The organism is Streptomyces sp. NPDC017940 (genome assembly GCF_044328435.1).
Classification (GTDB): Bacteria; Actinomycetota; Actinomycetes; order Streptomycetales; family Streptomycetaceae; genus Streptomyces.
Genome location: NZ_JBIRHJ010000003.1, coordinates 411960 through 435284 on the forward strand (window position 1 = coordinate 411960; position 23325 = coordinate 435284).

18 protein-coding genes are annotated in these 23325 nt (G+C 71.3%); 11 read left to right on the forward strand and 7 right to left on the reverse strand.

Going from position 1 to position 23325, the window contains the following annotated elements; translation table 11 throughout:
* Positions 1 to 3 precede the first annotated feature (3 nt).
* Entirely contained in the window at positions 4 to 1038 is a 1035-nt protein-coding gene (gene glpX, locus ACH4DX_RS11950; RefSeq protein ID WP_398120204.1) for a class II fructose-bisphosphatase, read from the forward strand.
* A gap of 148 nt (positions 1039 to 1186) precedes the next feature.
* On the opposite strand, the gene ACH4DX_RS11955 is transcribed toward glpX, so the two are convergent.
* Positions 1187 to 1567, reverse strand: a complete 381-nt coding sequence (locus ACH4DX_RS11955) for a WhiB family transcriptional regulator (RefSeq protein ID WP_398120202.1) — start codon at positions 1565 to 1567, stop codon at positions 1187 to 1189.
* A gap of 170 nt (positions 1568 to 1737) precedes the next feature.
* Positions 1738 to 2415: a DUF1707 domain-containing protein gene (locus ACH4DX_RS11960; protein WP_398120200.1), complete on the reverse strand. Its 678-nt coding sequence runs from the start codon at positions 2413 to 2415 to the stop codon at positions 1738 to 1740.
* A gap of 201 nt (positions 2416 to 2616) precedes the next feature.
* Here ACH4DX_RS11960 and ACH4DX_RS11965 point away from each other — a divergent pair, with 201 nt between their 5' ends.
* The 5 genes from ACH4DX_RS11965 (at position 2617) to ACH4DX_RS11985 (ending at position 9675) form a co-directional block, all read left to right on the forward strand.
* Positions 2617 to 4284 carry a fumarate hydratase gene (locus tag ACH4DX_RS11965; RefSeq protein WP_398120198.1) on the forward strand — a complete coding sequence of 556 codons (1668 nt, stop codon included), beginning with the start codon at positions 2617 to 2619 and terminating at the stop codon, positions 4282 to 4284.
* A 145-nt stretch (positions 4285 to 4429) separates the two neighbouring features.
* A complete protein-coding gene (locus ACH4DX_RS11970) occupies positions 4430 to 5833 on the forward strand; it encodes a class II fumarate hydratase (protein WP_398154971.1) in 1404 nt (467 codons plus the stop codon).
* A gap of 190 nt (positions 5834 to 6023) precedes the next feature.
* Positions 6024 to 6707, forward strand: a complete 684-nt coding sequence (locus tag ACH4DX_RS11975; protein ID WP_398154972.1) for a DUF402 domain-containing protein — start codon at positions 6024 to 6026, stop codon at positions 6705 to 6707.
* Between the two features lie 116 nt (positions 6708 to 6823).
* A complete protein-coding gene (locus tag ACH4DX_RS11980; protein WP_398154973.1) occupies positions 6824 to 7501 on the forward strand; it encodes a class I SAM-dependent methyltransferase in 678 nt (225 codons plus the stop codon).
* Positions 7502 to 7557: 56 nt separating this feature from the next.
* A complete protein-coding gene (locus ACH4DX_RS11985; protein WP_398154974.1) occupies positions 7558 to 9675 on the forward strand; it encodes a SpoIIE family protein phosphatase in 2118 nt (705 codons plus the stop codon).
* Positions 9676 to 9683: 8 nt separating this feature from the next.
* Here ACH4DX_RS11985 and ACH4DX_RS11990 read toward each other — a convergent pair whose 3' ends face one another.
* Positions 9684 to 12215, reverse strand: coding sequence for a transglycosylase domain-containing protein (locus ACH4DX_RS11990; protein WP_398154975.1), 2532 nt, complete (start codon positions 12213 to 12215; stop codon positions 9684 to 9686).
* Positions 12216 to 12551: 336 nt separating this feature from the next.
* Between ACH4DX_RS11990 and ACH4DX_RS11995 the strand changes: the two genes are divergently transcribed.
* From ACH4DX_RS11995 to ACH4DX_RS12005, 3 genes are read left to right on the forward strand one after another with little or no spacing between them, the layout of a single operon-like run.
* Positions 12552 to 13079, forward strand: coding sequence for a PadR family transcriptional regulator (locus ACH4DX_RS11995; protein ID WP_398120189.1), 528 nt, complete (start codon positions 12552 to 12554; stop codon positions 13077 to 13079).
* Positions 13076 to 13762 carry an ABC transporter ATP-binding protein gene (locus ACH4DX_RS12000; RefSeq protein ID WP_398120187.1) on the forward strand — a complete coding sequence of 229 codons (687 nt, stop codon included), beginning with the start codon at positions 13076 to 13078 and terminating at the stop codon, positions 13760 to 13762. The genes ACH4DX_RS11995 and ACH4DX_RS12000 overlap by 4 nt, the downstream gene beginning before the upstream one ends.
* Positions 13759 to 16203: an FtsX-like permease family protein gene (locus ACH4DX_RS12005; protein ID WP_398154976.1), complete on the forward strand. Its 2445-nt coding sequence runs from the start codon at positions 13759 to 13761 to the stop codon at positions 16201 to 16203. The genes ACH4DX_RS12000 and ACH4DX_RS12005 overlap by 4 nt, the downstream gene beginning before the upstream one ends.
* A 30-nt stretch (positions 16204 to 16233) precedes the next feature.
* Here the strand turns inward: ACH4DX_RS12005 and ACH4DX_RS12010 are convergent, their stop codons facing one another.
* Positions 16234 to 17232, reverse strand: a complete 999-nt coding sequence (locus ACH4DX_RS12010; RefSeq protein ID WP_398120184.1) for a LysR substrate-binding domain-containing protein — start codon at positions 17230 to 17232, stop codon at positions 16234 to 16236.
* Between the two features lie 128 nt (positions 17233 to 17360).
* On the opposite strand from ACH4DX_RS12010, the gene ACH4DX_RS12015 reads away from it, so the two are divergent.
* Entirely contained in the window at positions 17361 to 17915 is a 555-nt protein-coding gene (locus ACH4DX_RS12015; protein ID WP_030562719.1) for a peroxiredoxin, read from the forward strand.
* Positions 17916 to 17930: 15 nt separating this feature from the next.
* Entirely contained in the window at positions 17931 to 18461 is a 531-nt protein-coding gene (locus ACH4DX_RS12020) for an alkyl hydroperoxide reductase (protein ID WP_398154977.1), read from the forward strand.
* Between the two features lie 313 nt (positions 18462 to 18774).
* Here ACH4DX_RS12020 and ACH4DX_RS12025 read toward each other — a convergent pair whose 3' ends face one another.
* From ACH4DX_RS12025 to ACH4DX_RS12035, 3 genes are all read right to left on the reverse strand, one after another.
* Complete coding sequence (locus ACH4DX_RS12025; RefSeq protein WP_398154978.1) at positions 18775 to 20412, reverse strand: AI-2E family transporter; 1638 nt, start codon at positions 20410 to 20412, stop codon at positions 18775 to 18777.
* 136 nt (positions 20413 to 20548) lie between these two features.
* Positions 20549 to 21304: a transglycosylase SLT domain-containing protein gene (locus tag ACH4DX_RS12030; RefSeq protein ID WP_398120178.1), complete on the reverse strand. Its 756-nt coding sequence runs from the start codon at positions 21302 to 21304 to the stop codon at positions 20549 to 20551.
* A gap of 448 nt (positions 21305 to 21752) precedes the next feature.
* Positions 21753 to 23075: a PhoH family protein gene (locus ACH4DX_RS12035; RefSeq protein WP_398120176.1), complete on the reverse strand. Its 1323-nt coding sequence runs from the start codon at positions 23073 to 23075 to the stop codon at positions 21753 to 21755.
* Positions 23076 to 23325: the final 250 nt, after the last annotated feature.

Genomic DNA, 23325 nt, shown 5'->3' on the forward strand with positions numbered 1-23325 from the left:
TCGATGACCGAGCATCACTCCCTGCCGTCCGAGCTCGAGGTCTCCCCGGAGGCCCCCGACCGCAACCTCGCCCTGGAACTCGTCCGGGTCACCGAAGCCGCCGCCATGGCCGCGGGCCGCTGGGTCGGCCGCGGCGACAAGAACGGCGCGGACGGTGCCGCCGTCAGGGCCATGCGGACCCTCGTCCACACCGTGTCGATGAACGGCGTCGTCGTCATCGGGGAGGGCGAGAAGGACGAGGCGCCGATGCTCTTCAACGGCGAGCGCATCGGCGACGGCACCGGCGCCGAGGTCGACATCGCCGTCGACCCGATCGACGGCACCACGCTCACCGCCAAGGGCATGCCGAACGCGATCGCGGTGCTCGCCGCCGCCGACCGCGGCGCCATGTTCGACCCGTCCGCCGTCTTCTACATGGACAAGCTGGTCACCGGCCCCGAGGCCGCCGACTACGTGGACATCGACGCCCCGGTCTCGGTCAACATCCGTCGCGTCGCCAAGGCCAAGAGGTCCGCCCCCGAGGACGTCACCGTCGTCATCCTGGACCGGCCGCGGCACGAGGGCATCGTCAAGGAGATCCGCGAGACCGGCGCGCGCATCCGGTTCATCTCGGACGGCGACGTGGCCGGTTCGATCATGGCCGTGCGCGAGGGCACCGGCGTCGACCTCCTGATGGGCATCGGCGGCACCCCCGAGGGCATCATCAGCGCCTGCGCCATCAAGTGCCTGGGCGGTGTCATCCAGGGCAAGCTGTGGCCCAAGGACGAGGAGGAGCGGCAGCGGGCCCTCGACGCCGGTCACGACCTGGACCGCACCCTGACCACCGACGACCTGGTCAGCGGCGACAACGTCTTCTTCGTCGCGACCGGCATCACCGACGGCGAGCTGCTGCGCGGCGTGCGCTACGGCGCGGAGAGCGCGTCCACGTCGTCCCTGGTGATGCGCTCCAAGTCGGGCACCATCCGCAAGATCGACTCCGACCACCGGCTCGCCAAGCTGCGCGCCTACAGCGCCATCGACTTCGACCGCGCCAAGTAGCCGGGCGGTTCACGGCGACGGGGCTCACGGCGACGGGGGCGCTCCGTGCGGGGAGCGCCCCCGTCGTCGTGCGAGGAACAGTCGCCGTACGAGGAACAGTCGCCGTACGAAGAACAGTCGAGCAGCGGCCGGCGGGCCCGCGGCCGTCCTAGCCCGCGGCCGCGATCGTGCCCGCCGTCGCGTGGGAGGTCTTCAGCTCCAGGTCGCGCCGGCGGCGGCGGGCCAGGACCACCCGGCGCTCGGCGGCGGTGAGGCCGCCCCAGACGCCGTACGGCTCGGGCTGGAGGAGGGCGTGCTCACGGCACTCCACCAGGACGGGACAGCGGGCACACACCCGCTTGGCGGCCTCCTCGCGGGAGAGCCGCGCCGCCGTGGGCTCCTTGGAGGGGGCGAAGAAAAGACCGGCCTCGTCCCGGCGGCACACCGCGTCGGAGTGCCATGGGTTGTCCTGGTCCCGCTCGCGCACTGGCACAGGTCCCCGCTGAGCCGGAACAGCGACCTGCAGGGACTGATGCGTCGGTTGCAGCACGGTCTACTCCTGACGACGGCTTCGCGAGCGAGAGACGATGCACGAAGCTCTACCCGCTGTGTGCGGGCCTATGCACTGAGTTCCGGCGTACGGAAGCTCAGGTTCCTGCTGTGCGGCGCTCGTGGCCGGATCGTGTCGTCGCAAAAGGCCGCGCACACCGTGGGCGGCGCTCAGCCCTCCAGCCGTTTGCGCAGATATCCGCGCAGGTCACGGATGATCTTCCCGTATCTGGGGCGGGCCTTGACGTCCCCGCAGAGGGCGAGGCCCTCGACGAAGACGACCGGCGCCTCCTTGTCCTCGGCGTCCAGCATGTCCACTTCGAAGGTGCCGAAGATCCCGGAGCCGCGCCCGCGCAGCGAGATGTTCTCCGGCACCCGCACGCGGACGTCGCCGAACAGCGCGAAGCCCTTGATCACGACCTGCCGGTGCTCGAAGACCGCCTCGCTGAGGTCGATCAGGACGTCACCGAAGACGGCGTACGCGTGCGTGCGCCGGCCGACGCGCCAGCGGCCCGTGCGCACCGCGTCCCCGAAGACCCCGTACAGGGTCTCGTCGGCGGTGTCGGGGACGGCGCCGGGCGAGGGGCGGGAGGGGACCTTCTCGAACGCCGCCCCCTTGGGGCCCGGCTTCTCGCCGGGGTCAGGCAGGTCCTCGACGAAGGGTTCGAGGTCGGCGAGGGTCTTGGCGCGGTAGACCCCGTCGAGGCGTTCGCTGTGCTCCTGCGGGTCGAGGCGGCCCACGGCGAGCGCGTCGGCCAGGATGTCGGCGGTCCGGTCGCGGTCGGCGTCGGAGGCCCGCAGCCGCCCGGACGGCCGGGGCGGGGTCGGGGAACGCTTCTCTGGGTCCACGCAACGCAGCGTACCCAAACGCGATAGATCGCGACTACCCCCCGTCCGGGGCGCGCTCGGGGCATCGGGGCATCAGGGCATCGGGGCATCAGGGCAACTGAGCCTTACCTCACAAGAAGCGCGCGGCAGGGGCGCTCTACGCTGGTCGGGCGCCACCAATGGAGGTCGCGCCGCTGTCTGCCGAGTGAGGAATTGGGCGTCATGCCAGAGTTTGCGTACTCCGATCTGCTCCCGCTGGGAGAGGACACCACCCCCTACCGGCTGGTGACCGCCGAGGGTGTCTCCACCTTCGAGGCCGAAGGGCGCACGTTCCTCAAGGTCGAGCCCGAGGCGCTGCGCAAGCTCGCCGCCGAGGCGATCCACGACATCCAGCACTATCTGCGCCCGGCCCACCTGGCGCAGCTGCGGCGCATCGTGGACGACCCGGAGGCCTCGGGCAACGACAAGTTCGTCGCCCTCGACCTGCTGAAGAACGCGAACATCGCGGCGGCGGGCGTGCTCCCCATGTGCCAGGACACCGGCACGGCCATCGTCATGGGCAAGCGCGGCCAGAACGTGCTCACCGAGGGCGGCGACGAACAAGCCCTGTCGCGCGGCATCTACGACGCGTACACGGAGCTGAACCTGCGCTACTCGCAGATGGCCCCGCTGACCATGTGGGAGGAGAGGAACACCGGCTCCAACCTCCCGGCCCAGATCGAGCTGTACGCGACCGACGGCGGCGCCTACAAGTTCCTCTTCATGGCCAAGGGCGGCGGCAGCGCCAACAAGTCGTTCCTCTACCAGGAGACCAAGGCGGTCCTGAACGAGGCCTCCATGATGAAGTTCCTGGAGGAGAAGATCCGCTCCCTCGGCACGGCCGCCTGCCCGCCGTACCACCTGGCGATCGTGGTCGGCGGCACCTCCGCCGAGTTCGCCCTGAAGACCGCGAAGTACGCCTCCGCGCACTACCTGGACGAGCTGCCCGCCGAGGGTTCGGCGACCGGCCACGGCTTCCGGGACAAGGAACTGGAGGAGAAGGTCTTCGAGCTGACGCAGAAGATCGGCATCGGCGCGCAGTTCGGCGGCAAGTACTTCTGCCACGACGTGCGCGTGGTGCGCCTGCCCCGGCACGGCGCCTCGCTGCCCGTCGCCATCGCCGTGTCCTGCTCGGCCGACCGCCAGGCCACCGCGAAGATCACCGCCGAGGGCGTGTTCCTTGAGCAGCTGGAGACGGACCCGGCGCGCTTCCTGCCCGAGACCGAGGACGCGCACCTGGAGGACTCCGGCGACGTGGTGAAGATCGACCTCAACCAGCCCATGGACGCCGTCCTCGCCGAGCTCACCAAGCACCCGGTCAAGACCCGTCTCTCGCTCACGGGCCCGCTCGTCGTCGCCCGCGACATCGCGCACGCCAAGATCAAGGAGCGGCTCGACGCGGGCGAGGACATGCCGCAGTACCTGAAGGATCACCCCGTGTACTACGCGGGCCCGGCCAAGACCCCCGAGGGCTACGCCTCCGGTTCCTTCGGCCCGACCACGGCCGGGCGCATGGACTCCTACGTGGAGCAGTTCCAGGCCGCGGGCGGCTCCAGGGTGATGCTGGCCAAGGGCAACCGCAGCAAGCAGGTCACGGACGCCTGCGCCGCGCACGGAGGCTTCTACCTCGGCTCGATCGGCGGTCCTGCCGCGCGCCTGGCCCAGGACTGCATCAAGAAGGTCGAGGTCGTCGAGTACGAGGAGCTCGGCATGGAGGCCGTCTGGCGGATCGAGGTGGAGGACTTCCCCGCGTTCGTCGTCGTCGACGACAAGGGCAACGACTTCTTCCAGGCCCCCGCCGAGCCGCCGACCATCATGAGCATCCCGGTACGGGCGCCCGGCCAGGCCTGACGCCCGCCGTCCTCCGTCGGCGCGCGGGGCCCCGGGAATACTCCGGGCAGGACGAGGGCTCACCCCCGTAGAGGCAGTCACGGGCCGGGCGACCGTTCCGTGGCTGCCTGTTGCGGGCACCACGGATCGGAAGGACAGTCGGAACATGAGCGGCGGCGCAGGCAGCGACGAGTACCGGACCGAGCACGACTCCATGGGTGAGGTCCGGGTCCCGGCCCACGCCAAGTGGCGGGCCCAGACCCAGCGGGCCGTCGAGAACTTCCCCATCTCCGGGCAGCGCATCGAGCGCGCCCACATCGCCGCGCTCGCGCAGATCAAGGCGGCCGCCGCGAAGGTCAACGCCGAGCTCGGCGTGCTCGACGAGGACATCGCGGAGGCCGTCGCCGACGCCGCCCGCGATGTGGCGGAGGGACGCTGGGACGAGCACTTCCCCGTGGACGTCTTCCAGACGGGTTCCGGCACCTCGTCCAACATGAACACCAACGAGGTCATCGCCACCCTCGCCACCGAGCGGCTCGGCCGGGACGTCCACCCCAACGACCACGTCAACGCCTCGCAGTCGTCCAACGACGTCTTCCCCTCCTCCATCCACATCGCCGCGACGGCCGCGGTGACGGGCGACCTGATCCCCGCCCTCGAGCACCTGGCCGCCGCCCTCGAACGCAAGGCCGAGGAGTTCGCCGACGTCGTCAAGTCCGGGCGCACCCACCTGATGGACGCCACGCCCGTCACCCTCGGGCAGGAGTTCGGCGGGTACGCGGCGCAGGTGCGGCACGGCGTCGAGCGGCTGCGGTCCTCGCTGCCCCGGCTCGCCGAACTCCCCCTCGGCGGCACGGCCGTCGGCACGGGCATCAACACCCCGCCCGGCTTCTCCGCCGCCGTCATCGCCGAGGTGGCCCGCGCGACCGGCCTGCCGCTCACCGAGGCCCGCGACCACTTCGAGGCACAGGGCGCGCGGGACGGCATCGTGGAGACCTCCGGGCAGCTGCGCACCGTCGCCGTGAGCCTGACGAAGATCTCCAACGATCTGCGCTGGATGGCCTCCGGGCCGCGCACCGGACTGGCCGAGATCAGCCTGCCCGACCTCCAGCCCGGGTCCTCGATCATGCCCGGCAAGGTCAACCCCGTGATCCCCGAGGCCGTCCTGATGGTGGCCGCGCAGGTCACCGGGAACGACGCGACCGTCGCGGTGGCGGGGGCCGCGGGCAACTTCGAGCTGAACGTGATGCTTCCCGTCATCGGGAAGAACGTCCTGGAGTCGGTGCGGCTGCTCGCCAACGCCTCCCGGCTCCTGGCCGACCGGACGGTCGACGGGATCGTCGCCCACCGCGAGCGGGCCCTTGAGTACGCCGAGTCGTCGCCCTCCGTCGTCACTCCGCTCAACAAGTACATCGGGTACGAGGAGGCGGCGAAGGTGGCCAAGCGGGCGCTCGCCGCGCGGCGGACGATTCGGGAGGTCGTGCTCGAGGGCGGGTATGTGGACCGGGGGGATCTGACTCTGGCTCAGTTGGACGAGGCGCTGGACGTGCTGCGGATGACGCGGCCGTAGGTCCTCGCGGGGCGCCCCGCTGTGTCCATCAGCGCGCTCCGCGCGCGGGCACCCCTGCTCCGGAACCGGGGCTCCCCCTCGGACTCCGTCGTCGGCGCTCCGCGCCTCGTCCTCGAACGCCGGACGGGCTGAGACGCCGCCGCACCGGGGCGGGGTGGGGGAGGCCCCCGCCAGGACCTAATATCTGTTCATGACAGACCTCGACGGTACGGCGTCACCAGGAAAGGCCCGGCGCTGGGCGCCGGGGACGCAGATTCTGTGGCGGTACCGGGAGAACGCGGGCCCCCGCTTCCACATCTGCCGGCCCGTCACGGTCGTCGAGGACTCCGACGACCTGCTCGCGGTGTGGCTGGCCCCGGGCACGGAGTGCGTGAAGCCGGTCCTCGCGGACGGCACCCCCGTGCACCGGGAACCCCTGGCCACCCGCTACACCAAGCCGCGCGCGGTCCGCCGCGGCCACTGGTTCGGCACCGGCGTCCTGAAGCTGGCCCGGCCGCACGACCCGTGGTCGGTGTGGCTGTTCTGGGAACCGGGCTGGCGGTTCAAGAACTGGTACGTGAACCTGGAGGAGCCGCGCGTCCGCTGGAGCGGCGGCGTGGACTCCGAGGACCACTTCCTGGACATCTCGGTGGACCCGGACGGCAGTTGGCGCTGGCACGACGAGGACGAGTTCGCGCAGGCCCAGGAGGCGGGCCTGATGAGCCGGGAGCAGGCCGGCGCGGTGCGCGCGGCGGGGCACGCGGCGGTGGACGTCATCCGTTCCTGGGGACCTCCTTTCGGTGACGCGTGGCCCGCCTGGCGGCCCGACCCGACATGGCGGATTCCCGCCCTGCCCCAGGACTGGGACCGCACGCCCGCGCACGTGTCCTCATGAGACCCTTGATGCGCCCCCGTACTTCAAACGTAGGATCGTCCTCCGCAAGGGCGCACAGCAGTAACTCCTCGTGCCGCCCGCGCGCTTGACAGGATGTCATCAAGGAGCGGCTGAACGTGAGCGTGGAACACAGCGCGCCTGGCGGCCACGACCGCACGGGCCAGGCCGAGGCCTTCGACGCCATCGGCGCGTCCTACGACGTCGCTTTCCCGCACAAGGACGGTCAGCTCGCGGCAGGACGCCGGCTCGCCGACGAGCTGCCCCCGGGCTCGCGCGTCCTGGACGTCGGCTGCGGCACGGGGCTGCCCACGGCCCGTCAGCTCACCGAGGCGGGCCACACCGTCCTGGGGGTCGACCTGTCGGCCGGCATGCTGGAACTCGCCCGCGCGAACGTTCCTCCGCCCGCGGCCGAGTTCCGCCGCCTGGACCTCGCCGAGCTGCGGCCGACGGGCGAAGGACGCGCCGCCGTCGGCCGGTTCGACGGCATCGTCTGCTTCTTCGCGCTGTTGATGCTGCCCCGGAAGGAGATACCGTCTGCTCTTCGGCTGCTGCGGTCGCTGCTCGGGCCCGGCGGTCTGCTCGGGCTCTCCATGGTCGAGGCCGACCTGGACGACGCCGCGATTCCGTTCCTGGGGCACACGATCCGGGTATCCGGTTACCTGCGGGACGAACTGCGGCAGGTCGTGCGGGACGCCGGTTTCGACATCGCCCACGAGGAGTCGTACACGTACGCCCCCGCGAGCACGACCGCACCACCCGAGCACCAGCTGTTCCTGCACTGCCGACGCGGCTGAGCAACGCTTGGACGGCGCGCGCGGCGCGCAGCCCCGGACGGACGGATTCGAAACGCGTGACGGAGCACTTCAGCCCCTACGAGGGCCGCGAGGCACCAGGTGCCCGGCCCCCAGTCCCCGCGGACCCCCGCGGGGCGCTGCTGCGTGCCCCGGAGACGGACACGTACGGCTCCGGAGCCATGAACGCCCTGCCCGCGCAGGCCCGCACGGGTGAACAGGACGCGGGCACGGGCAACGAGCACGCCCAGTCCGCGACGCCCGCCACCGAGGGCCCCGAAGGCCCCGGCGGCCACCGCCCCCGCCCGCTCCCCGAAGGTGCCGGGGGCGTACCCGCACCCGCCCGCCCCGGCTCCGGCGAGTCGGCCCACCCCGACAGCGAAAGCGCCATGACCGCACCCGACATCACCGGCGTGCCGGGCTCCCCCGACGGCCCGGAGCGCCGCACCGGAAGGCCACGCCCGCCGGGACCCGCGGCCATGCGCCGCGACGGCGACCGCCTGCGCTTCGTGGGCGCCGCCACCCGCCGCATCGCCCGCGGCATCGACCTGGACGAGATCGTGATGGGCCTGTGCCGGGCCACGGTGCCGACGTTCTCGGACGCGATCCTCGTCTATCTGCGCGACCCGCTGCCGGTCGGCGACGAGCGTCCCGCGGGGCCGCTGCTGCTGCGGCTCCGGCGCACCGACCGCATCCCGGAGGACCAGGACACCGACGGCGGCACGCTGCCCGCCCTGCAAGTGCAGTCCGACCTGTCGGCGGCGGCCGAGCTGTGCGAGGTCCGCGTGGGCAGCGCGCTCGCCGAGGTCCTGCGCGGCGTGCGCCCGGTGTTCGCCGACGCCACGGCGGCGCTCGGCGCGCTGCCCGAACTGCTCGGCGAGGGGCGTACGGTGCCCGGCGGGCAGCGGGCCATCCTGGCGCCGCTGCGCGGCCGGCGGCGGGTGATCGGCGCCGCGGTGTTCCTGCGCCGCCCCGACCGGCACCCCTTCGAGGCGGACGACCTCCTCGTCGCCGCCCAGCTCGCCACGCACAGCGCGCTCGGCATCGACAAGGCCGTCCTGTACGGCCGCGAGGCGTACATCGCGGACGAGTTGCAGCGCACGATGCTGCCCGAGACCCTGCCGCGCGCCACCGGCGTGCGCCTCGCCTCGCGCTACCTCCCCGCGGCCGAGACCGCCCGGGTCGGCGGCGACTGGTACGACGCCATCCCGCTGCCCGGCAGCCGTGTCGCCCTGGTCGTGGGCGACGTCATGGGGCACTCGATGACCTCCGCCGCGATCATGGGTCAGCTGCGCACCACCGCGCAGACCCTCGCCGGACTCGACCTGCCGCCCCAGGAGGTCCTGCACCACCTCGACGAGCAGGCCCAGCGCCTCGGCTCCGACCGCATGGCCACCTGCCTGTACGCGGTCTACGACCCGGTCTCGCACCGCATCACCATCGCCAACGCCGGTCATCCCCCGCCCGTCCTGCTGCATCTGGGCGGCCGCGCCGAGGTCCTGCGGGTGCCGCCGGGCGCGCCCATCGGCGTCGGCGGTGTCGACTTCGAGGCCGTGGAGCTCGACGCCCCGGCGGGCGCCACGCTGCTCCTGTACACGGACGGCCTGGTCGAGTCCCGCCTCCGGGACGTCTGGACCGGCATAGAGCAACTGCGCGAGCGGCTCGCAGCGACCGCCCAGCTCACCGGGCCCGACCATCCGCCGCCCCTGGAAGCGCTGTGCGACGAGGTGCTCGACATGCTCGGCCCCGGCGACCGCGACGACGACATCGCGCTGCTCGCGGCCCGCTTCGACGGGATCGCCCCGAGCGACGTGGCGTACTGGTTCCTGGAACCGGAGGACGCCACTCCGTCGCGCGCCCGGCGGCTGGCCCGCAGCGCCCTCGAACGCTGGGGCCTGACCGAGCTGAACGACGCGGTGGAGCTCCTCGTCAGCGAGGTCGTCACCAACGCCGTGCGGTACGCCACCCGGCCGATCACCCTGCGGCTGCTGCGCACGGACGTGCTGCGCTGCGAGGTCGGCGACGACGTGCCGCAGCTGCCGCGGCTGCGCCAGGCCCGCGCGACGGACGAGGGCGGTCGCGGGCTCTACCTGGTCAACAGGCTGGCCCGGCGGTGGGGCGCCACCCGGCTGAGCACGGGCAAGGTGGTCTGGTTCGAGCTGAACCAGAACGGCTGAGCCCGCCGCTACTCCTCGCGCCGCCCGTCCACGCGGTCGGAGCGGTCGGAGCGGTCGGCCCTGTCGTCCGGGTCCTCCGTCGTCGACGGCGGGGGCGTCGTGGGAGGCGTGGTCGGCGGCTTCGTCGTCGGGGACGTCGGCGGCGTCGTCGTCGGAGTCGTCGGCGGCTTCGTCGTCGGAGTCGTGGACGGCGGCGTCGGGGGCTTGGTCGAGGGCTTGTCGTCCTCGTCCTTCGTCTCCGTGGGGCGGGTCGTCGGGGTCGGCGGGGCCTGCGTCGTCGGCTGCGGCGGCGGGGCGACACCGGAGCCCATGTCCGTGTCCAGGTCGAACCTGGTGCGCGAGCCGGACGCGTTGAAGGTGTACGCCGCCCAGATCTGGGCCGGGAAGCTGCCGCCGTCGATACGGGAACGCCCGAGGGCCCCCTTCATCGAGGCCTGGTCGCCCCGCCTGACCTTGTACCTGCCCTTGTCCTTGCCCTCGTTCTTCGGTGCCTCGCCGAACAGGCCGACGGACGTGACGAGCTTCGGCGTGTAGCCGACGAACCAGGCCGACTTGTTGTCGTCGGAGGTACCGGTCTTGCCGGCGACCTGCTGGCCCCTGCGGTTGGGGGCGTCGCGCACCGAGGCCTTGGCCGTACCGTCGTCGACGACGCCCGTGAGCACGGAGGTGACGGAGTCCGCGGCGCCCCGGCTGATGACCTTGTCGCCGATCGGGTCCGGCATGTCCACGGCACGGTCCTTGTGCTCGACGGACTTCACGAGCGCGGGCGTGACCTTCTTGCCGTGGTTGTCGAGGGTCGCGTACACGCCCGCCATCTCCAGCGGGCTCGCCCCCATCGAGCCGAGGGTCTGCGCGGGCACGGCCGGCAGGTCCTCGGTGTCCATGCCCAGTCTGCCCGCGACCTCAAGGACCTTGTCCATCTTCACGTCCACGCCCATCTGCGCGAACACGGAGTTGATGGACTTGTTCATGGCGGTCTGCACATCGACCTGGCCGTAGGAGACGTTGTCCTCGTTGGGCGGGGCGAAGCCGATGTCGCTGCCCACGACCGGGCGCCTGCTGCGGCCGCTGTAGATCGTGTCGGCCGTGATCGGCCTGCCACTCTGCGTGGTCGCGCCCTCCTCCAGGGCCGCGGCGAGGATCAGCGGCTTGAAGGTGGACGCGGGCTGGTAGTCCCTGCGGGTGGCGTTGTTGACGAAGTGCTTCACGTAGTCCCGGCCGCCGTACATCGCGAGGACCTTGCCGGTCCTGGGGTCGACGGAGACCGCACCGGCCTGCACGCGCGCGTCGGCCTTGTTGCGCTCCGGCTCCAGCTCGGCGTTGAGCTTCTTGTCGACGGCTTCCTTCAGCTGCTGCTGCTTCTTGCGGTCGATGTTGAGCGTGATGGTGTAGCCGCCCGCCTTGAGCTGGGCCTCGGCCTCGGACTTGGTGAGCCCCTGCTCGACGAGCTGCTTCTCGACGTCCGCCTCCGCCGCCTTCACCAGGTAGCCGGTCTGGCCCTCCAGGGTGGGGTCGGGCTTCGGCTCCTTCGGCACCGGGAACTTCTGCGCCTCGCGTTCGGCGGCGGGCAGCCAGTCCTCCTCGACCATGTTGTCGAGGACGTAGTTCCAGCGCTGCTTGACCAGCTTCCTGCCGGTGGGGGTGGCGGACGTCCAGTCGTAGGAGCTCGGGGACTGGAGCAGGGCGGCGAGGTAGGCGCCCTGGGAGACGTTCAGCTCCTCGGCGTCGACGCCGTAGTAGGCCTGGGCGGCGGCCTGGACGCCGTAGGCGCCGCGGCCGTAGTAGCTGGTGTTGATGTAGCCCGCGAGGATGCTGTCCTTGCTCTTCTCGCGGTCCACCTTCAGCGAGATGACCAGTTCCTTCAGCTTGCGCGAGACGGTCTGGTCCTGCGTGAGGTAGTAGTTCTTCACGTACTGCTGGGTGATCGTGGAGCCGCCCTGCTTGCCCTTGCCGGCCAGCGTGTTGATGACGCCGCGGGCGGTGCCCTTCAGGTCCACGCCCGAGTCCTTGTAGAAGGACTTGTTCTCCGCGGCCACGAAGGTGCGCTGGACCTCCTTCGGCACCTTGTCGAGATCGACGATCTCGCGGTTCAGGTCACCGGTGCGGGCGAGGAACGTGCCGTCGCTGTACTTGAAGACATTGCTCTGGATCTTCGCCGCGGCATTGCCCTTGGGTATGTCCACGACCAGGTACAGCACGACGAAGCCGAGCATGCCGAGCAGGATGAAGCCGAAGAACGCGCCCAGGAGCTTCTTCCAGGTGAGGAAGCGGCGTATGCCGGTGCGCCTGGGCCCCGCCGTACGCGCCCTGCGGCCGACGCGGCGCCCGCCGTCGCCGGAAGCCGCGTCGGCGCCGGGGGTGCCCCCATCGCCGGTGCCGCCACCGCCGGTTCCGCCGTCCGCCGGGCCGCCCGCCGAGGGACCCGCCGGGCCGCCCGCGGCGGAAGGACCGCCGGTGGCCGGGGCGTCGCCGGGCGAACGACCGGGCGCTGCCCGGCGCGCACCGCGCTGCCGCGCTTTTCGGTCTTCCGCTCGGCCCATGGCTGTGGCTGCTCCGCTCGTCTCGTCGTCCTCGTACGCTTCGGCTCCGTACGTCCCGTCGCTCGCGTACGTCGCGTCGGGTGCGTACGTCCTCGTACCCCTGGCAACGCAGGTCAGCTCACGAAGCTAACACCGCGCCGCAGGACAAACTCCCCACGATCCGCCCTTTTCCGGACGTGACAATCAGCACCCGTCACCGGGGAACCGGTGGTGTCCCACCCAAATCGACTCACCAGGGCCACGGACGGTTGCCCGCGCCTCGACCGCGCGAGCGGCCCTCCAGCTGGACACTGGGTGTATACACCGCAGGTATACGTGGTGTGTATAGTGCTCCGCATGTCCATCGGTCACACCCTCCTCGGGCTCCTCGAATCCGGGCCCCGCCATGGTTACGACCTGAAGCGGGCCTTCGACGAGAAGTTCGGACACGACAAGCCGCTGCACTACGGCCAGGTCTACTCCACCATGTCCCGCCTCCTGAAGAACGGCCTCGTCGAGGTCGACGGCATAGAGGCGGGCGAAGGCCCCGAGCGCAAGCGGTACGCCATCACCGAGGCGGGCATCACCGATGTCCAGCGGTGGCTCGCGACGCCGGAGAAGCCCGAGCCGTACCTCCAGTCGACCCTGTACACCAAGGTCGTCCTCGCGCTGCTCACCCGCCGCGACGCCGCCGACATCCTCGACACCCAGCGCGCCGAACACCTGCGCCTGATGCGGATCCTCACCGACCGCAAGCGGAAGGGCGATCTCGCCGATCAGCTCATCTGCGACCACGCCCTGTTCCATCTCGAAGCCGACCTGCGCTGGCTGGAGCTCACCTCCGCGCGTCTGGGCAAGCTCGCCAAGGAGGTGCTCCCCGGATGACTCCCGCGGGCTCCCTGCTGACCGCCGACGGTCTGCGCAAGGTCTACGGACCGACCACCGCCCTCGACAACGCCGACTTCTCCATCCACCCCGGCGAGATAGTCGCCGTGATGGGCCCCTCCGGCTCCGGCAAGTCCACGCTCCTGCACTGCCTCGCCGGCATCGTCCGCCCCGACGCGGGCGAGATCACCTACAACGGGCAGCGCATCACGGACATGAACGACGCCGCGCTCAGCGCGCTGCGCCGCAGTGAGTTCGGGTTCGTCTTCCAGTTCGGGCAGCTGGTCCCCGAGCTGACGTGCGTGGAGAACGTCGCCCTGCCCCTGCGGCTCAACGGCGCCAAGCGCAAGGACGCCGAGCGCACCGCCCTGACCTGGATGGAGCGCCTGGAGGTCGACGACGTACGCGACAAGCGCCCCGGCCAGGCCTCCGGCGGCCAGGGCCAGCGCGTCGCGGTGGCCCGCGCCCTCGTCACGAGCCCCCGGGTGCTCTTCGCCGACGAGCCCACCGGCGCCCTGGACTCCCTCAACGGCGAGCGCGTGATGGAGCTGCTCACCGACGCCGCCCGCGGAGCCAACGCCGCGGTCGTCCTCGTCACGCACGAGACCCGGGTCGCCGCCTACTCCGACCGCGAGATCGTCGTCCGCGACGGCAAGTCCCGGGACATGGAGCGCCTGGTATGAGCACGACCCGCACGAAGCCCGCGGCCCCGGCCGGTACGGGCCCGCACCCCGGACCCTCCCGGCCCACCGGGCCCACCGGCGCCCGCGCCTGGCTGCGCGATCTCGTCATGGGCATCCGGTTCGCGGTCGGCGGCGGCCGTGAGGGCTGGGTCCGCACCACGCTCACCGCGGTCGGTGTGGGCCTCGGCGTCGCCCTGCTGCTCGGCGCCGCGTCCGTGCCCGACCTGCTCGCCAACCGGGACGCCCGCGCGGCGGCCCGCAACCCCGCCGACACGATGTCCGTCAAGAAGATCGCGCGCACCGACAGGACGATCCTGATAGTCGACGCGGGCACCGACTTCCACGACTCGGAGATCGGCGGCCGCTCGGTACGCGCCGACGGCGACCACCCGGTGCTTCCGCCCGGCGTGCGCGAGCTGCCCGGGGGCGGCGAGATGGTGGTGTCGCCCGCCCTGCGCGACCTGATGAACAGCTCCGGGGGCAAGCTCCTCAAGCAGCGCTTCGACGGCTACCGCGTCACGGGCACCATCGGCGAGGCGGGCCTGATGAGCCCCAAGGAGCTGTACTACTACACCGGTTCCGACACCCTCTCCAAGGCACAGGGCGCCCACCGCGTCGAGGCCTTCGGGTACGACGAGCCGGCCGAGCCGCTCGACCCGCTCCTGGTCGTCCTCGTCGTCCTGATCTGCGTCGTGCTCCTCACCCCCGTGCTCATCTTCATCGGCACCGCGGTCCGCTTCGGCGGCGACCGGCGCGACCAGCGGCTCGCGGCGCTGCGCCTGGTCGGCGCGGACCGGCGGGCGGTGCGCAGGATCGCCGCGGGCGAGGCGCTGTTCGGCGCCCTCCTCGGCCTCGCGCTCGGCGCCGTGTTCTTCCTCGGCGTACGCGAGCTGGTGGGCGTCGTCGACATCTGGAAGGTCAGCGCGTTCCCCTCCGACATGGTGCCGATGCCCGGACTCGCGGCGATGATCGTGGTGGCCGTGCCGGTCTCCTCCGTCCTGGTCACGCTCGTCTCGCTGCGTGCCGTCGCCATCGAACCGCTCGGCGTGGTGCGCAGCACGACGGCCCGTCGCCGACGGCTGTGGTGGCGGCTGCTGCTGCCCGTCGTGGGTCTGCTCATCCTGCTCAACCAGGACCAGGTGTCGCGCACCGGCGGCGAGGACGTGCAGGTGTACACCGTCGCCGTGGGCGCCACCCTCGCCCTGGTGGGTCTCGCGACGCTGATGCCCTGGCTGGTCGAGGCGGCCGTGGCCCGGCTGCGCGGCGGCCCCGTGCCCTGGCAGCTCGCCACCCGGCGGTTGCAGTTGAGCAGCGGCACGGCGGCGCGCGCGGTCAGCGGTATCACGGTCGCGGTGGCGGGCGCGGTCGCCCTCCAGATGCTCTTCGCCTCCATGCACGACGAGTTCAACACCACCACAGACCAGGACCCCCGGCGCGCCCAGCTCAACGTCACCTCGCCGGAGGCCAGCGGCCCGCTCGCCCAGCGGATGATCGAGGACTTCCGTGCCGCGAAGGGCGTCGAGGGCGTCATCGGCCGGGTCTCCTCGTACGTGGTCAGGCCGGGCGAGCTGAAGAACGCCGACGACATGCGGCCCACCACGGAGCTGTCGGTCGGCACCTGCGCGACCCTGCGCGAACTGGCGCGGGTCGGCTCCTGCGAGGACGGCGACACCTTCGTCGTGCACTCCGGGGACCGCGAGCTGGACCAGTGGGTGGACCGCACCGCCAGGCCCGGCGAGAAGGTGGACCTCAACAGCGAGAGCTGGGGCGACTACGAGGGCGAGGCACGCGGGAAGCACACGCCGTGGACGCTGCCGAAGTCGGCCCGCACGATCACCTCGCGCCCCGACCCGGTGGGCGACCGCTACTACGGCATCTTCGTGACGCCCGGCGCGATCGACGTGGCGAAGCTGGCGGACGCGAGCACCCAGGCCATGGTGCAGATCGACCCGAAGGTCACGGACGCCGAGGAGTACGTGCGCAACGCGGCCACGCACATCGACCCGCTGATCCGGGTGTACTCCATCCGCATGGTCGAGCGCGACAAGCAGTACGCCTCCGTGCAGAAGGGACTGCAAGCCGGGGCCATCGCCACCATGATGCTGATCGCGGCGTCCATGCTGGTTTCGACCCTGGAGCAACTGCGCGAGCGCAAGCGGCTCCTGGCCGCCCTGACCGCCTTCGGCACCCGCCGCTCCTCGATGGCGTGGTCGGTGCTGTGGCAGACGGCGGTCCCCGTGGTGCTCGGCCTCGGCCTCGCCATCACCGGCGGCCTGGCACTCGGGGCCGTGATGTGCCGGATGGTGGACAAGCCGGTGTCCGACTGGCTGGTGTTCCTGCCGCTGTGCGCCGCGGGCGCCGCCCTGGTCGCGGTGGTGACGCTCCTGAGCCTGCCGGCGCTGTGGCGGATGATGCGCCCGGACGGGCTGCGTACGGAGTGAGCCCGCCGCCGGTGCGGGTGCCGGGCCCGGTCAGGCCTCGAGCACCCGTACCGGCAGCGGGCGCAGTGCCTCCCGCAGGGCCGCCGCCAGTTCCTCGTACTCCGCCGCCCGCGCGGCCCCCGTCCGCATGGCGAGCGCGACCCGCCGCGTCGGCGCGGGATCGGCGAAGTACCCGGTGAGGAGCTGGCTGCTGCGGCTCGTCTCCACGCGGACCGCGGTGCGCGGCAGGAGCGTCACCCCGAGGCCGCCCGCCACGAGCTGGACGAGCGTGGAGAGACCGGCGGCGGTCGTGGTGACCGGCGCGCCCGCCCGTCCGGCACCACCACCCCCGGCGGACGAGCTACGCCCCGCGCCCAGGTTCTCGCGCCCCGCCTCCCGGCAGATGTCCAGGGCCTGGTCACGCAGGCAGTGCCCCTCGTCGAGCAGCAGCAGGTTCAGCTCGCGCAGCGCTTCGCGCGGGATGCCCTCGCGTCCGCCGAGCCAGTGGTCGAGCGGCGTCACGAGTACGAAGTCCTCGTCGAAGAGCGGCAGTTCCGTGACCCCGGGGACGCCGAGCGGAACGGCGAGCAGGAGCAGGTCCAGGCGCCCCGCCGCGAGCCCTTCGAGCAGCGAGGACGTCTGCTCCTCGTGCACCTGGAGGTCCAGGTCCGGATACCTCTCGTGGACGAGCCCGAGGACCGTCGGCAGCAGATACGGCGCCACCGTCGGGATCACGCCGAGCCGCAGCGCACCGGTGAACGGCGCCTTCACCGCGTCGGCCTCCTCCAGGAGCGCCTCGACCTCGTCGAGGACCGCCCTGGCGCGCACCGCGAGCCGCTCCCCCGCCGGGGAGAGCAGCACCTTGCGGGTGGTGCGCTCCAGGAGCTGGACACCCAGTGCCTCCTCCAGGGCCGAGACCGCGCCGGACAGCGCGGGCTGACTCATCCCGATCGCTGCCGCCGCGTCCCTGAAGTGCAGCTGCTCGGCCACGGCCGCGAAGGCGCGCAGCTGCGCCAGACTGGGTTGCTTACCCCTATTTATGGCTCGCACTGATAGCCACCTCCGATCAACGTGACCAAGTGTAGCTATTTCCCTAATCAATGCACTCTGTGCCACGATCGACAGCAGTCCAACCCTCTGGAGCCCCTTACCGGGCTCCTCCCCTGCAAGGAGTACGTGTGCTCACTGTCGGTGACAAGTTCCCCGAGTTCGACCTGACTGCCTGTGTCTCGCTGGAGACGGGCAAGGAGTTCGAGCAGATCAACCACAAGACGTACGAAGGCAAGTGGAAGATCGTCTTCGCGTGGCCCAAGGACTTCACCTTCGTGTGCCCGACGGAGATCGCCGCCTTCGGCAAGCTGAACGACGAGTTCGCCGACCGTGACGCCCAGATCCTCGGCTTCTCCGGCGACTCCGAGTTCGTGCACCACGCCTGGCGCAAGGACCACCCGGACCTGACGGACCTGCCCTTCCCGATGCTGGCCGACTCCAAGCACGAGCTCATGCGTGCGCTCGGCATCGAGGGCGAGGACGGCTTCGCGCAGCGCGCCGTCTTCATCGTGGACCAGAACAACGAGATCCAGTTCACGATGGTGACCGCCGGTTCCGTCGGCCGTAACCCCAAGGAGGTCCTCCGGGTCCTCGACGCCCTCCAGACGGACGAGCTCTGCCCGTGCAACTGGAGCAAGGGCGACGAGACCCTGGACCCGGTCGCGCTGCTGTCCGGCGAGTGAACGGAGCCTTCTGACATGGCACTCGACGAACTGAAGTCCGCCGTACCGGAGTACGCCAAGGACCTGAAGCTGAACCTCGGCTCGGTCATCGGCAACTCCGACCTGCCGAAGCAGCAGCTGTGGGGCACGGTGCTCGCCTGCGCGATCGCCTCCCGCTCCCCGAAGGTGCTGCGCGAGCTGGAGCCCGAGGCCAAGGCGAACCTCTCCCCCGAGGCGTACACCGCCGCCAAGTCGGCCGCCGCCGTCATGGCGATGAACAACGTCTTCTACCGCACGCGTCACCTGCTCTCCGACCCGGAGTACGGGACGATGCGCGCCGGTCTGCGGATGAACGTCATCGGCAACCCGGGCGTCGAGAAGGTCGACTTCGAGCTGTGGTCCCTCGCGGTCTCCGCGATCAACGGCTGCGGGCAGTGCCTCGACTCCCACGAGCAGGTGCTCCGCAAGGCGGGCGTCGACCGCGAGACGATCCAGGAGGCCTTCAAGATCGCTGCCGTGATCCAGGCGGTGGGCGTCACGCTGGACTCCGAAGCGCATCTCGCCTAGCGGCGCGCTTCCTCTTCACGCCCGTAGGGCCCCGCTCCTTGGTGAGCGGGGCCCTACGGGTGTGTACGCATATCGCCCTGCGGGCTCGTCCTCAATCGCCGGACGGGCTCAAAAGATCCGCAAGGAAAGGCGGCGGGTGGGAGAAGCCCGTCCGGCGCTTGAGGACGAGGCCGCAGGCCGACACAGCCCGTCCGGCGCTTGAGGACGAGACCGCAGGCCGACACAGCCCGTCCGGCGCTTGAGGACGAGACCGCAGGCCGATACAGCCCGTCCGGCGCTTGAGGACGAGGCCGTAGGCCGATACAGCCCGGGGTCAGGGCTGGGGCGAGTCGGTGGCGGGGGCCGGGGCCACCTCGGAGGCGGTGGCCTCACGTGGCTGGGGCGCCGTCTTGAGGGCCGCCTCGCGGGCGTACGCACGGAGGTAGCCGACCACCGTATTGGTCACGGCGACCAGCGGCACCGCGACCACCGCCCCGCCGATCCCGGCGACCATCCCTCCGGCGGCCACGGAAAGCACCACGGCCAGCGGATGCACGGACACCGCACGGCCGAGGATGAACGGTTGCAGGATGTGCCCCTCGATCTGCTGCACGGCGAGCACGACGAGCAGCGTCATCAGCGCCGTGAACACCCCGTGCGTGACGAGCGCGACCACGACGGCGAGCGCCCCCGAGACGACCGCGCCCACGAGCGGGATGAACGCGAACAGGAAGATGAAGACGGCGAGCGGCACGGCCATCGGCACACCGAGGAAGTAGATGCCGACGCCGATGAAGACGGCGTCGATGAGCGCCACTATCACCGTGCCCCGCACATACGCGGTGAGCGTCCGCCACGCCCGCGGCCCCGCCCCCGCGACCCCCGGCCGGGCCGCCTTGGGCACCAGCTTCAGGAACCACTTCCAGATGCGCGGCCCGTCGTACAGCAGGAAGAGCGTGGAGAACATCGCGAGGAGTATGCCCGTGAGGGCCTCCATGATGACGGTGACGCCCTCGAGCCCGGCGGAAGTGATCTCCTCGGAGTTGGCGCCCACCGCCTCGCGCAGCGACTTGGCGATGTCGTTGATCTGGTCCTCGGTGACGTGGAAGGGGCTGTTGAGCAGCCACTTCCGCAAGTCCTCGATGCCGTCCTGGACTTGGCTGGAGAGCGTGTCCACGTTCTCCATGACCTGCCAGACCACGAACCAGCCCACGAGCCCCATGATCACGAAGCCGAGTACGGCGGTGGCCACCGTGGCGAGCCCCTGCGGCAGCCCGAGCCGCTTGAGGCGGGCCACCGTGGGCTGGAGCAGTGCGGTGATGAGCAGGGAGGCGACGAACGCGAACACGACCAGCTGGACCGCGCTGATGACCTTCATCAGGACCCAGACGGTGCCCGCGAGGACGAGCAGCCGCCATCCGGCCTCGGCGGCCACCCGCATGCCCCAGGGCACGGCGTCCACGGGGTCGGGGCGGGCCCCTATGTCGGGGGCGTAGGTGGGCGGGGCGGGCACCTGATCGGTGGCGGGCGCGTCGAGGTCGTCCGTCAGGTCGTCGGCGCCGGCCTGCGCGGCCCGCACCCGGTCCGCGTACCGCTTGCGCAGCGACAGCTTCGGCGGGGCGGCCACGGCTCCGGAGGCCGGGGTGCGCGCGGACCCGGGCTGCGCGTCGTCGGCGCGCCCGCCGGAACCCGATCCGCCGGCGGCGGACCCCTCAGGTCCTGCTCCCCCGGCGCCCTCGGCCCTCTCGGAGGAGGCCCCGCGGGAGGACGCGGCACCGGCCGCCGCCCCCGCGGTCTCCGCTCCCTCGAGTCCCTCGAGCTCCGACGTCCCGTTGTCCGGGGACCCGTTGTCCGGGGACCCGTTCGCCGCCGCGTCCGCGGGACCGTCCGTGGACGCGCCCGCGCCGAGGCGTTCTCCCATCCTGGTCAGCGCGGAGCCCACCCGACCGCGCCACCCTGGAACTCGCGCCATGATCCGTCCTCTACCCCCGTCATTCCCCACCGAGCGTCCCCGGTTGGCTCGGGGAACTTGTTCGGACCGACCGTACACGGGCGGGACCCCTCACCGTAGGACGGTGAGGGGTCCCTGAAGGTTGTGCGCGAGCACCTCAGTACCAGTGGTTCGCCTGCCAGAACTCCCAGGCGCCGCAGGGGCTGCCGTAGGACTCGTTCATGTAGTTGAGGCCCCACTTGATCTGCGTGGCCGGGTTCGTCCGCCAGTCGGCGCCCGCCGACGACATCTTCGACGCGGGCAGTGCCTGGACCAGGCCGTAGGCGCCGGAGGAGGGGTTGGTGGCCTTGTAGTTCCAGGTCGACTCGTGGTTCACGATGTTGCTGAAACACTGGAACTGGCCGCCGGGCACCATCTGCCGTGCCATCGACTGGACCTGCGAGACGGAGTACGAGCCCTGCGGCGCGAAGTCGGAGGCGTCGCGGGAGGACGAGCGGCTGGCCGTCTTCTTGGCCTCCTCCTCGCGCTCCTTCTTCTCCTTGGCCTTCTGCTCGGCGGCTTCCTTCTCCGCCTTCTCGGCCTTTTCGGCCGCCTGCTGCTTGGCGACGGCGTCCTTGGCCGCCTGCTTGCGGGCGGCCTCCGCCGCGGACTTCTTCGCGGCCGTGTCGGCGGCCATCGCCTGGGCGTCCGCCTGCTGCGCCACGGACGTGGTCTGCACCTGGGCGTGCTGACCCGCGGGTATGTCTGCGAGGAGAGTCGCGTCGCTTGCCGTGGCCTCGATGTCGTTCGAGTTCGAGGACTGGGTGTTGCCCGAGGCAACGCCCACGACGGCGCCGACGGTGGTGACCGCGGTGGCCGACGCCACTGCGAATCCCCGGACCGAGATCCGGCTCACACGGTTTCCTTCCAGCATCGCCCGCATAGGTGACCCCGCGGACGCAATCGTGCCCCTGGCGCTGGCCTCCGCTGGGTACATCGGTCACGGGAGGCGCGGGCCCGGTGGACAACTCCTGGGACAGGAGCGCCGCTTGGTGCTCGGGCGGCATACGGCAGCCACTATGAAGTTCTGTTGTTCCGTACCGCTGGGGGTACAGGAGTGCCGTATGCGGGGCCTGACAGGACCCAGACTCTGCCGTAGCGGGACGCCGCGAGGCAATTCCCAGTTGCGTGGGAAAGCTCACACCTCGTTTGCCCCAGGAGTTTTTCGGAAACACCGGCACACCAAGACGCCGCCCGGCTAGGCTCGCTCGCTTCGCCGGACGGCGCCAACTACCGCGTGACGGTGTCGAGCTCGACCAGGGGCGTCACCAGACCCGCCAGACCTGCCGGACCCGTCACGTCCGCCAGACCCGCCAGACCCGTCAGATCTGCACGTCCTCCAGCATTTCGGTCACGAGCGCCGCGATCTGCGACCTCTCGGACCGCGTGAGGGTGACGTGCGCGAAGAGCGGATGCCCCTTCAGCTTCTCGATGACGGCGACCACTCCGTCGTACCGGCCCACTCTGAGGTTGTCGCGCTGGGCGACGTCATGGGTCAGTACGACACGCGAATTCGCCCCGATCCTGGACAGAACGGTCAACAGGACGTTCCGCTCCAGGGATTGGGCCTCGTCCACGATCACGAAGGCGTCGTGCAGCGAGCGGCCGCGGATGTGGGTCAGCGGCAGGACCTCCAGCATGCCGCGGGCCGAGACCTCCTCGATGACCTCCTTGCCTGCCACGGACCCGAGGGTGTCGAAGACGGCCTGGGCCCAGGGCCCCATCTTCTCGGCCTCGGTGCCCGGCAGATAGCCGAGCTCCTGCCCGCCGACGGCGTACAGCGGCCGGAAGACCATCACCTTCTGGTGCTGGCGCCGCTCCAGGACCGCTTCGAGGCCCGCGCACAGCGCGAGCGCCGACTTGCCGGTGCCCGCGCGGCCGCCCATCGACATGATGCCGACGTCGGGGTCGAGGAGCAGGTCGAGGGCGATGCGCTGCTCGGCGCTGCGGCCCTTGAGGCCGAACGCCTCACGGTCGCCGCGCACGAGACGCACATTGCCCTCGGGGCTGATGCGGCCGAGCGCCTTGCCCCGCTCGGACTGGATGGTCAGGCCCGTGTGCACGGGCAGGTCCGCGACCTCGGGGACGTACAGCGTCTCCGTGTCGAAGAGGAGGTCGACCTGTTCCGCCGAGAGGGTCAGCTCGGACATGCCGGTCCAGCCGGAGGCGTCCGTGATGGCGAGCTCCGCGCGGTACTCCTCGGCGAGGAGGCCGACGGACGACGCCTTGATCCTCAGTGGCAGGTCCTTGGAGACGACCGTGACGTCGTACCCCTCCGCCTGGAGGTTGCGGGCCACGGCGAGGATGCGCGAGTCGTTGTCGCCCAGGCGGAAACCGGCCGGGAGCACGCCGGGGTCGGAGTGGTTGAGCTCGACGCGCAGCGTGCCGCCCAGGTCGCCGGTCGGAATCGGCGCGTCCAGGCGCCCGAAGCGGATCCGGCAGTCGTCGAGCAGGCGCAGGGCCTGCCGGGCGAAGTAGCCGAGCTCGGGGTGGTGCCGCTTGGCCTCAAGCTCCGTCACCACGACGATCGGCAGCACGACTTCGTGCTCGTCGAAGCGGGACAGGGCGTTCGGGTCGGCGAGCAGAACGCTGGTGTCGAGAACATAGGTGCGCCGGCCTTGCTGGCGCTTTGTGCTGGTCACCACGGAAGGACGTACCCCCTCGGATGAGGTCGGGGAGCGACGGAGGGAACTGGGCCGGTGCCTGGCCACCCTGCGCGGGCCGTGCGCCGGCCCTCCCTGTCGTCCGCGCTCGGCGCGCGGTCGTCCTGGTGCAAAGGGCCTCCCGGGCGGACGGCCCCGTGCCGTCCGCTGAGATACGGCGTCCGTGAATCGGGCGCCGACCTGCAAGGGGTATTCCCTCGAACAAGCGCAGCCATGCCATGGCATATGACGG

Excerpts from the sequence above, each read along its gene's own strand:
- glpX (WP_398120204.1), top strand. The coding sequence starts at position 4 with ATGACCGAGCATCACTCCCTGCCGTCCGAGCTCGAGGTCTCCCCGGAG.
- ACH4DX_RS11965 (WP_398120198.1), top strand. The coding sequence starts at position 2,617 with ATGCCAGAGTTTGCGTACTCCGATCTGCTCCCGCTGGGAGAGGACACC.
- ACH4DX_RS11970 (WP_398154971.1), top strand. The coding sequence starts at position 4,430 with ATGAGCGGCGGCGCAGGCAGCGACGAGTACCGGACCGAGCACGACTCC.
- ACH4DX_RS11975 (WP_398154972.1), top strand. The coding sequence starts at position 6,024 with ATGACAGACCTCGACGGTACGGCGTCACCAGGAAAGGCCCGGCGCTGG.
- ACH4DX_RS11990 (WP_398154975.1), bottom strand. The coding sequence starts at position 12,215 with ATGGGCCGAGCGGAAGACCGAAAAGCGCGGCAGCGCGGTGCGCGCCGG.
- ACH4DX_RS11995 (WP_398120189.1), top strand. The coding sequence starts at position 12,552 with ATGTCCATCGGTCACACCCTCCTCGGGCTCCTCGAATCCGGGCCCCGC.
- ACH4DX_RS12000 (WP_398120187.1), top strand. The coding sequence starts at position 13,076 with ATGACTCCCGCGGGCTCCCTGCTGACCGCCGACGGTCTGCGCAAGGTC.
- ACH4DX_RS12005 (WP_398154976.1), top strand. The coding sequence starts at position 13,759 with ATGAGCACGACCCGCACGAAGCCCGCGGCCCCGGCCGGTACGGGCCCG.
- ACH4DX_RS12020 (WP_398154977.1), top strand. The coding sequence starts at position 17,931 with ATGGCACTCGACGAACTGAAGTCCGCCGTACCGGAGTACGCCAAGGAC.
- ACH4DX_RS12025 (WP_398154978.1), bottom strand. The coding sequence starts at position 20,412 with ATGGCGCGAGTTCCAGGGTGGCGCGGTCGGGTGGGCTCCGCGCTGACC.
- ACH4DX_RS12030 (WP_398120178.1), bottom strand. The coding sequence starts at position 21,304 with ATGCTGGAAGGAAACCGTGTGAGCCGGATCTCGGTCCGGGGATTCGCA.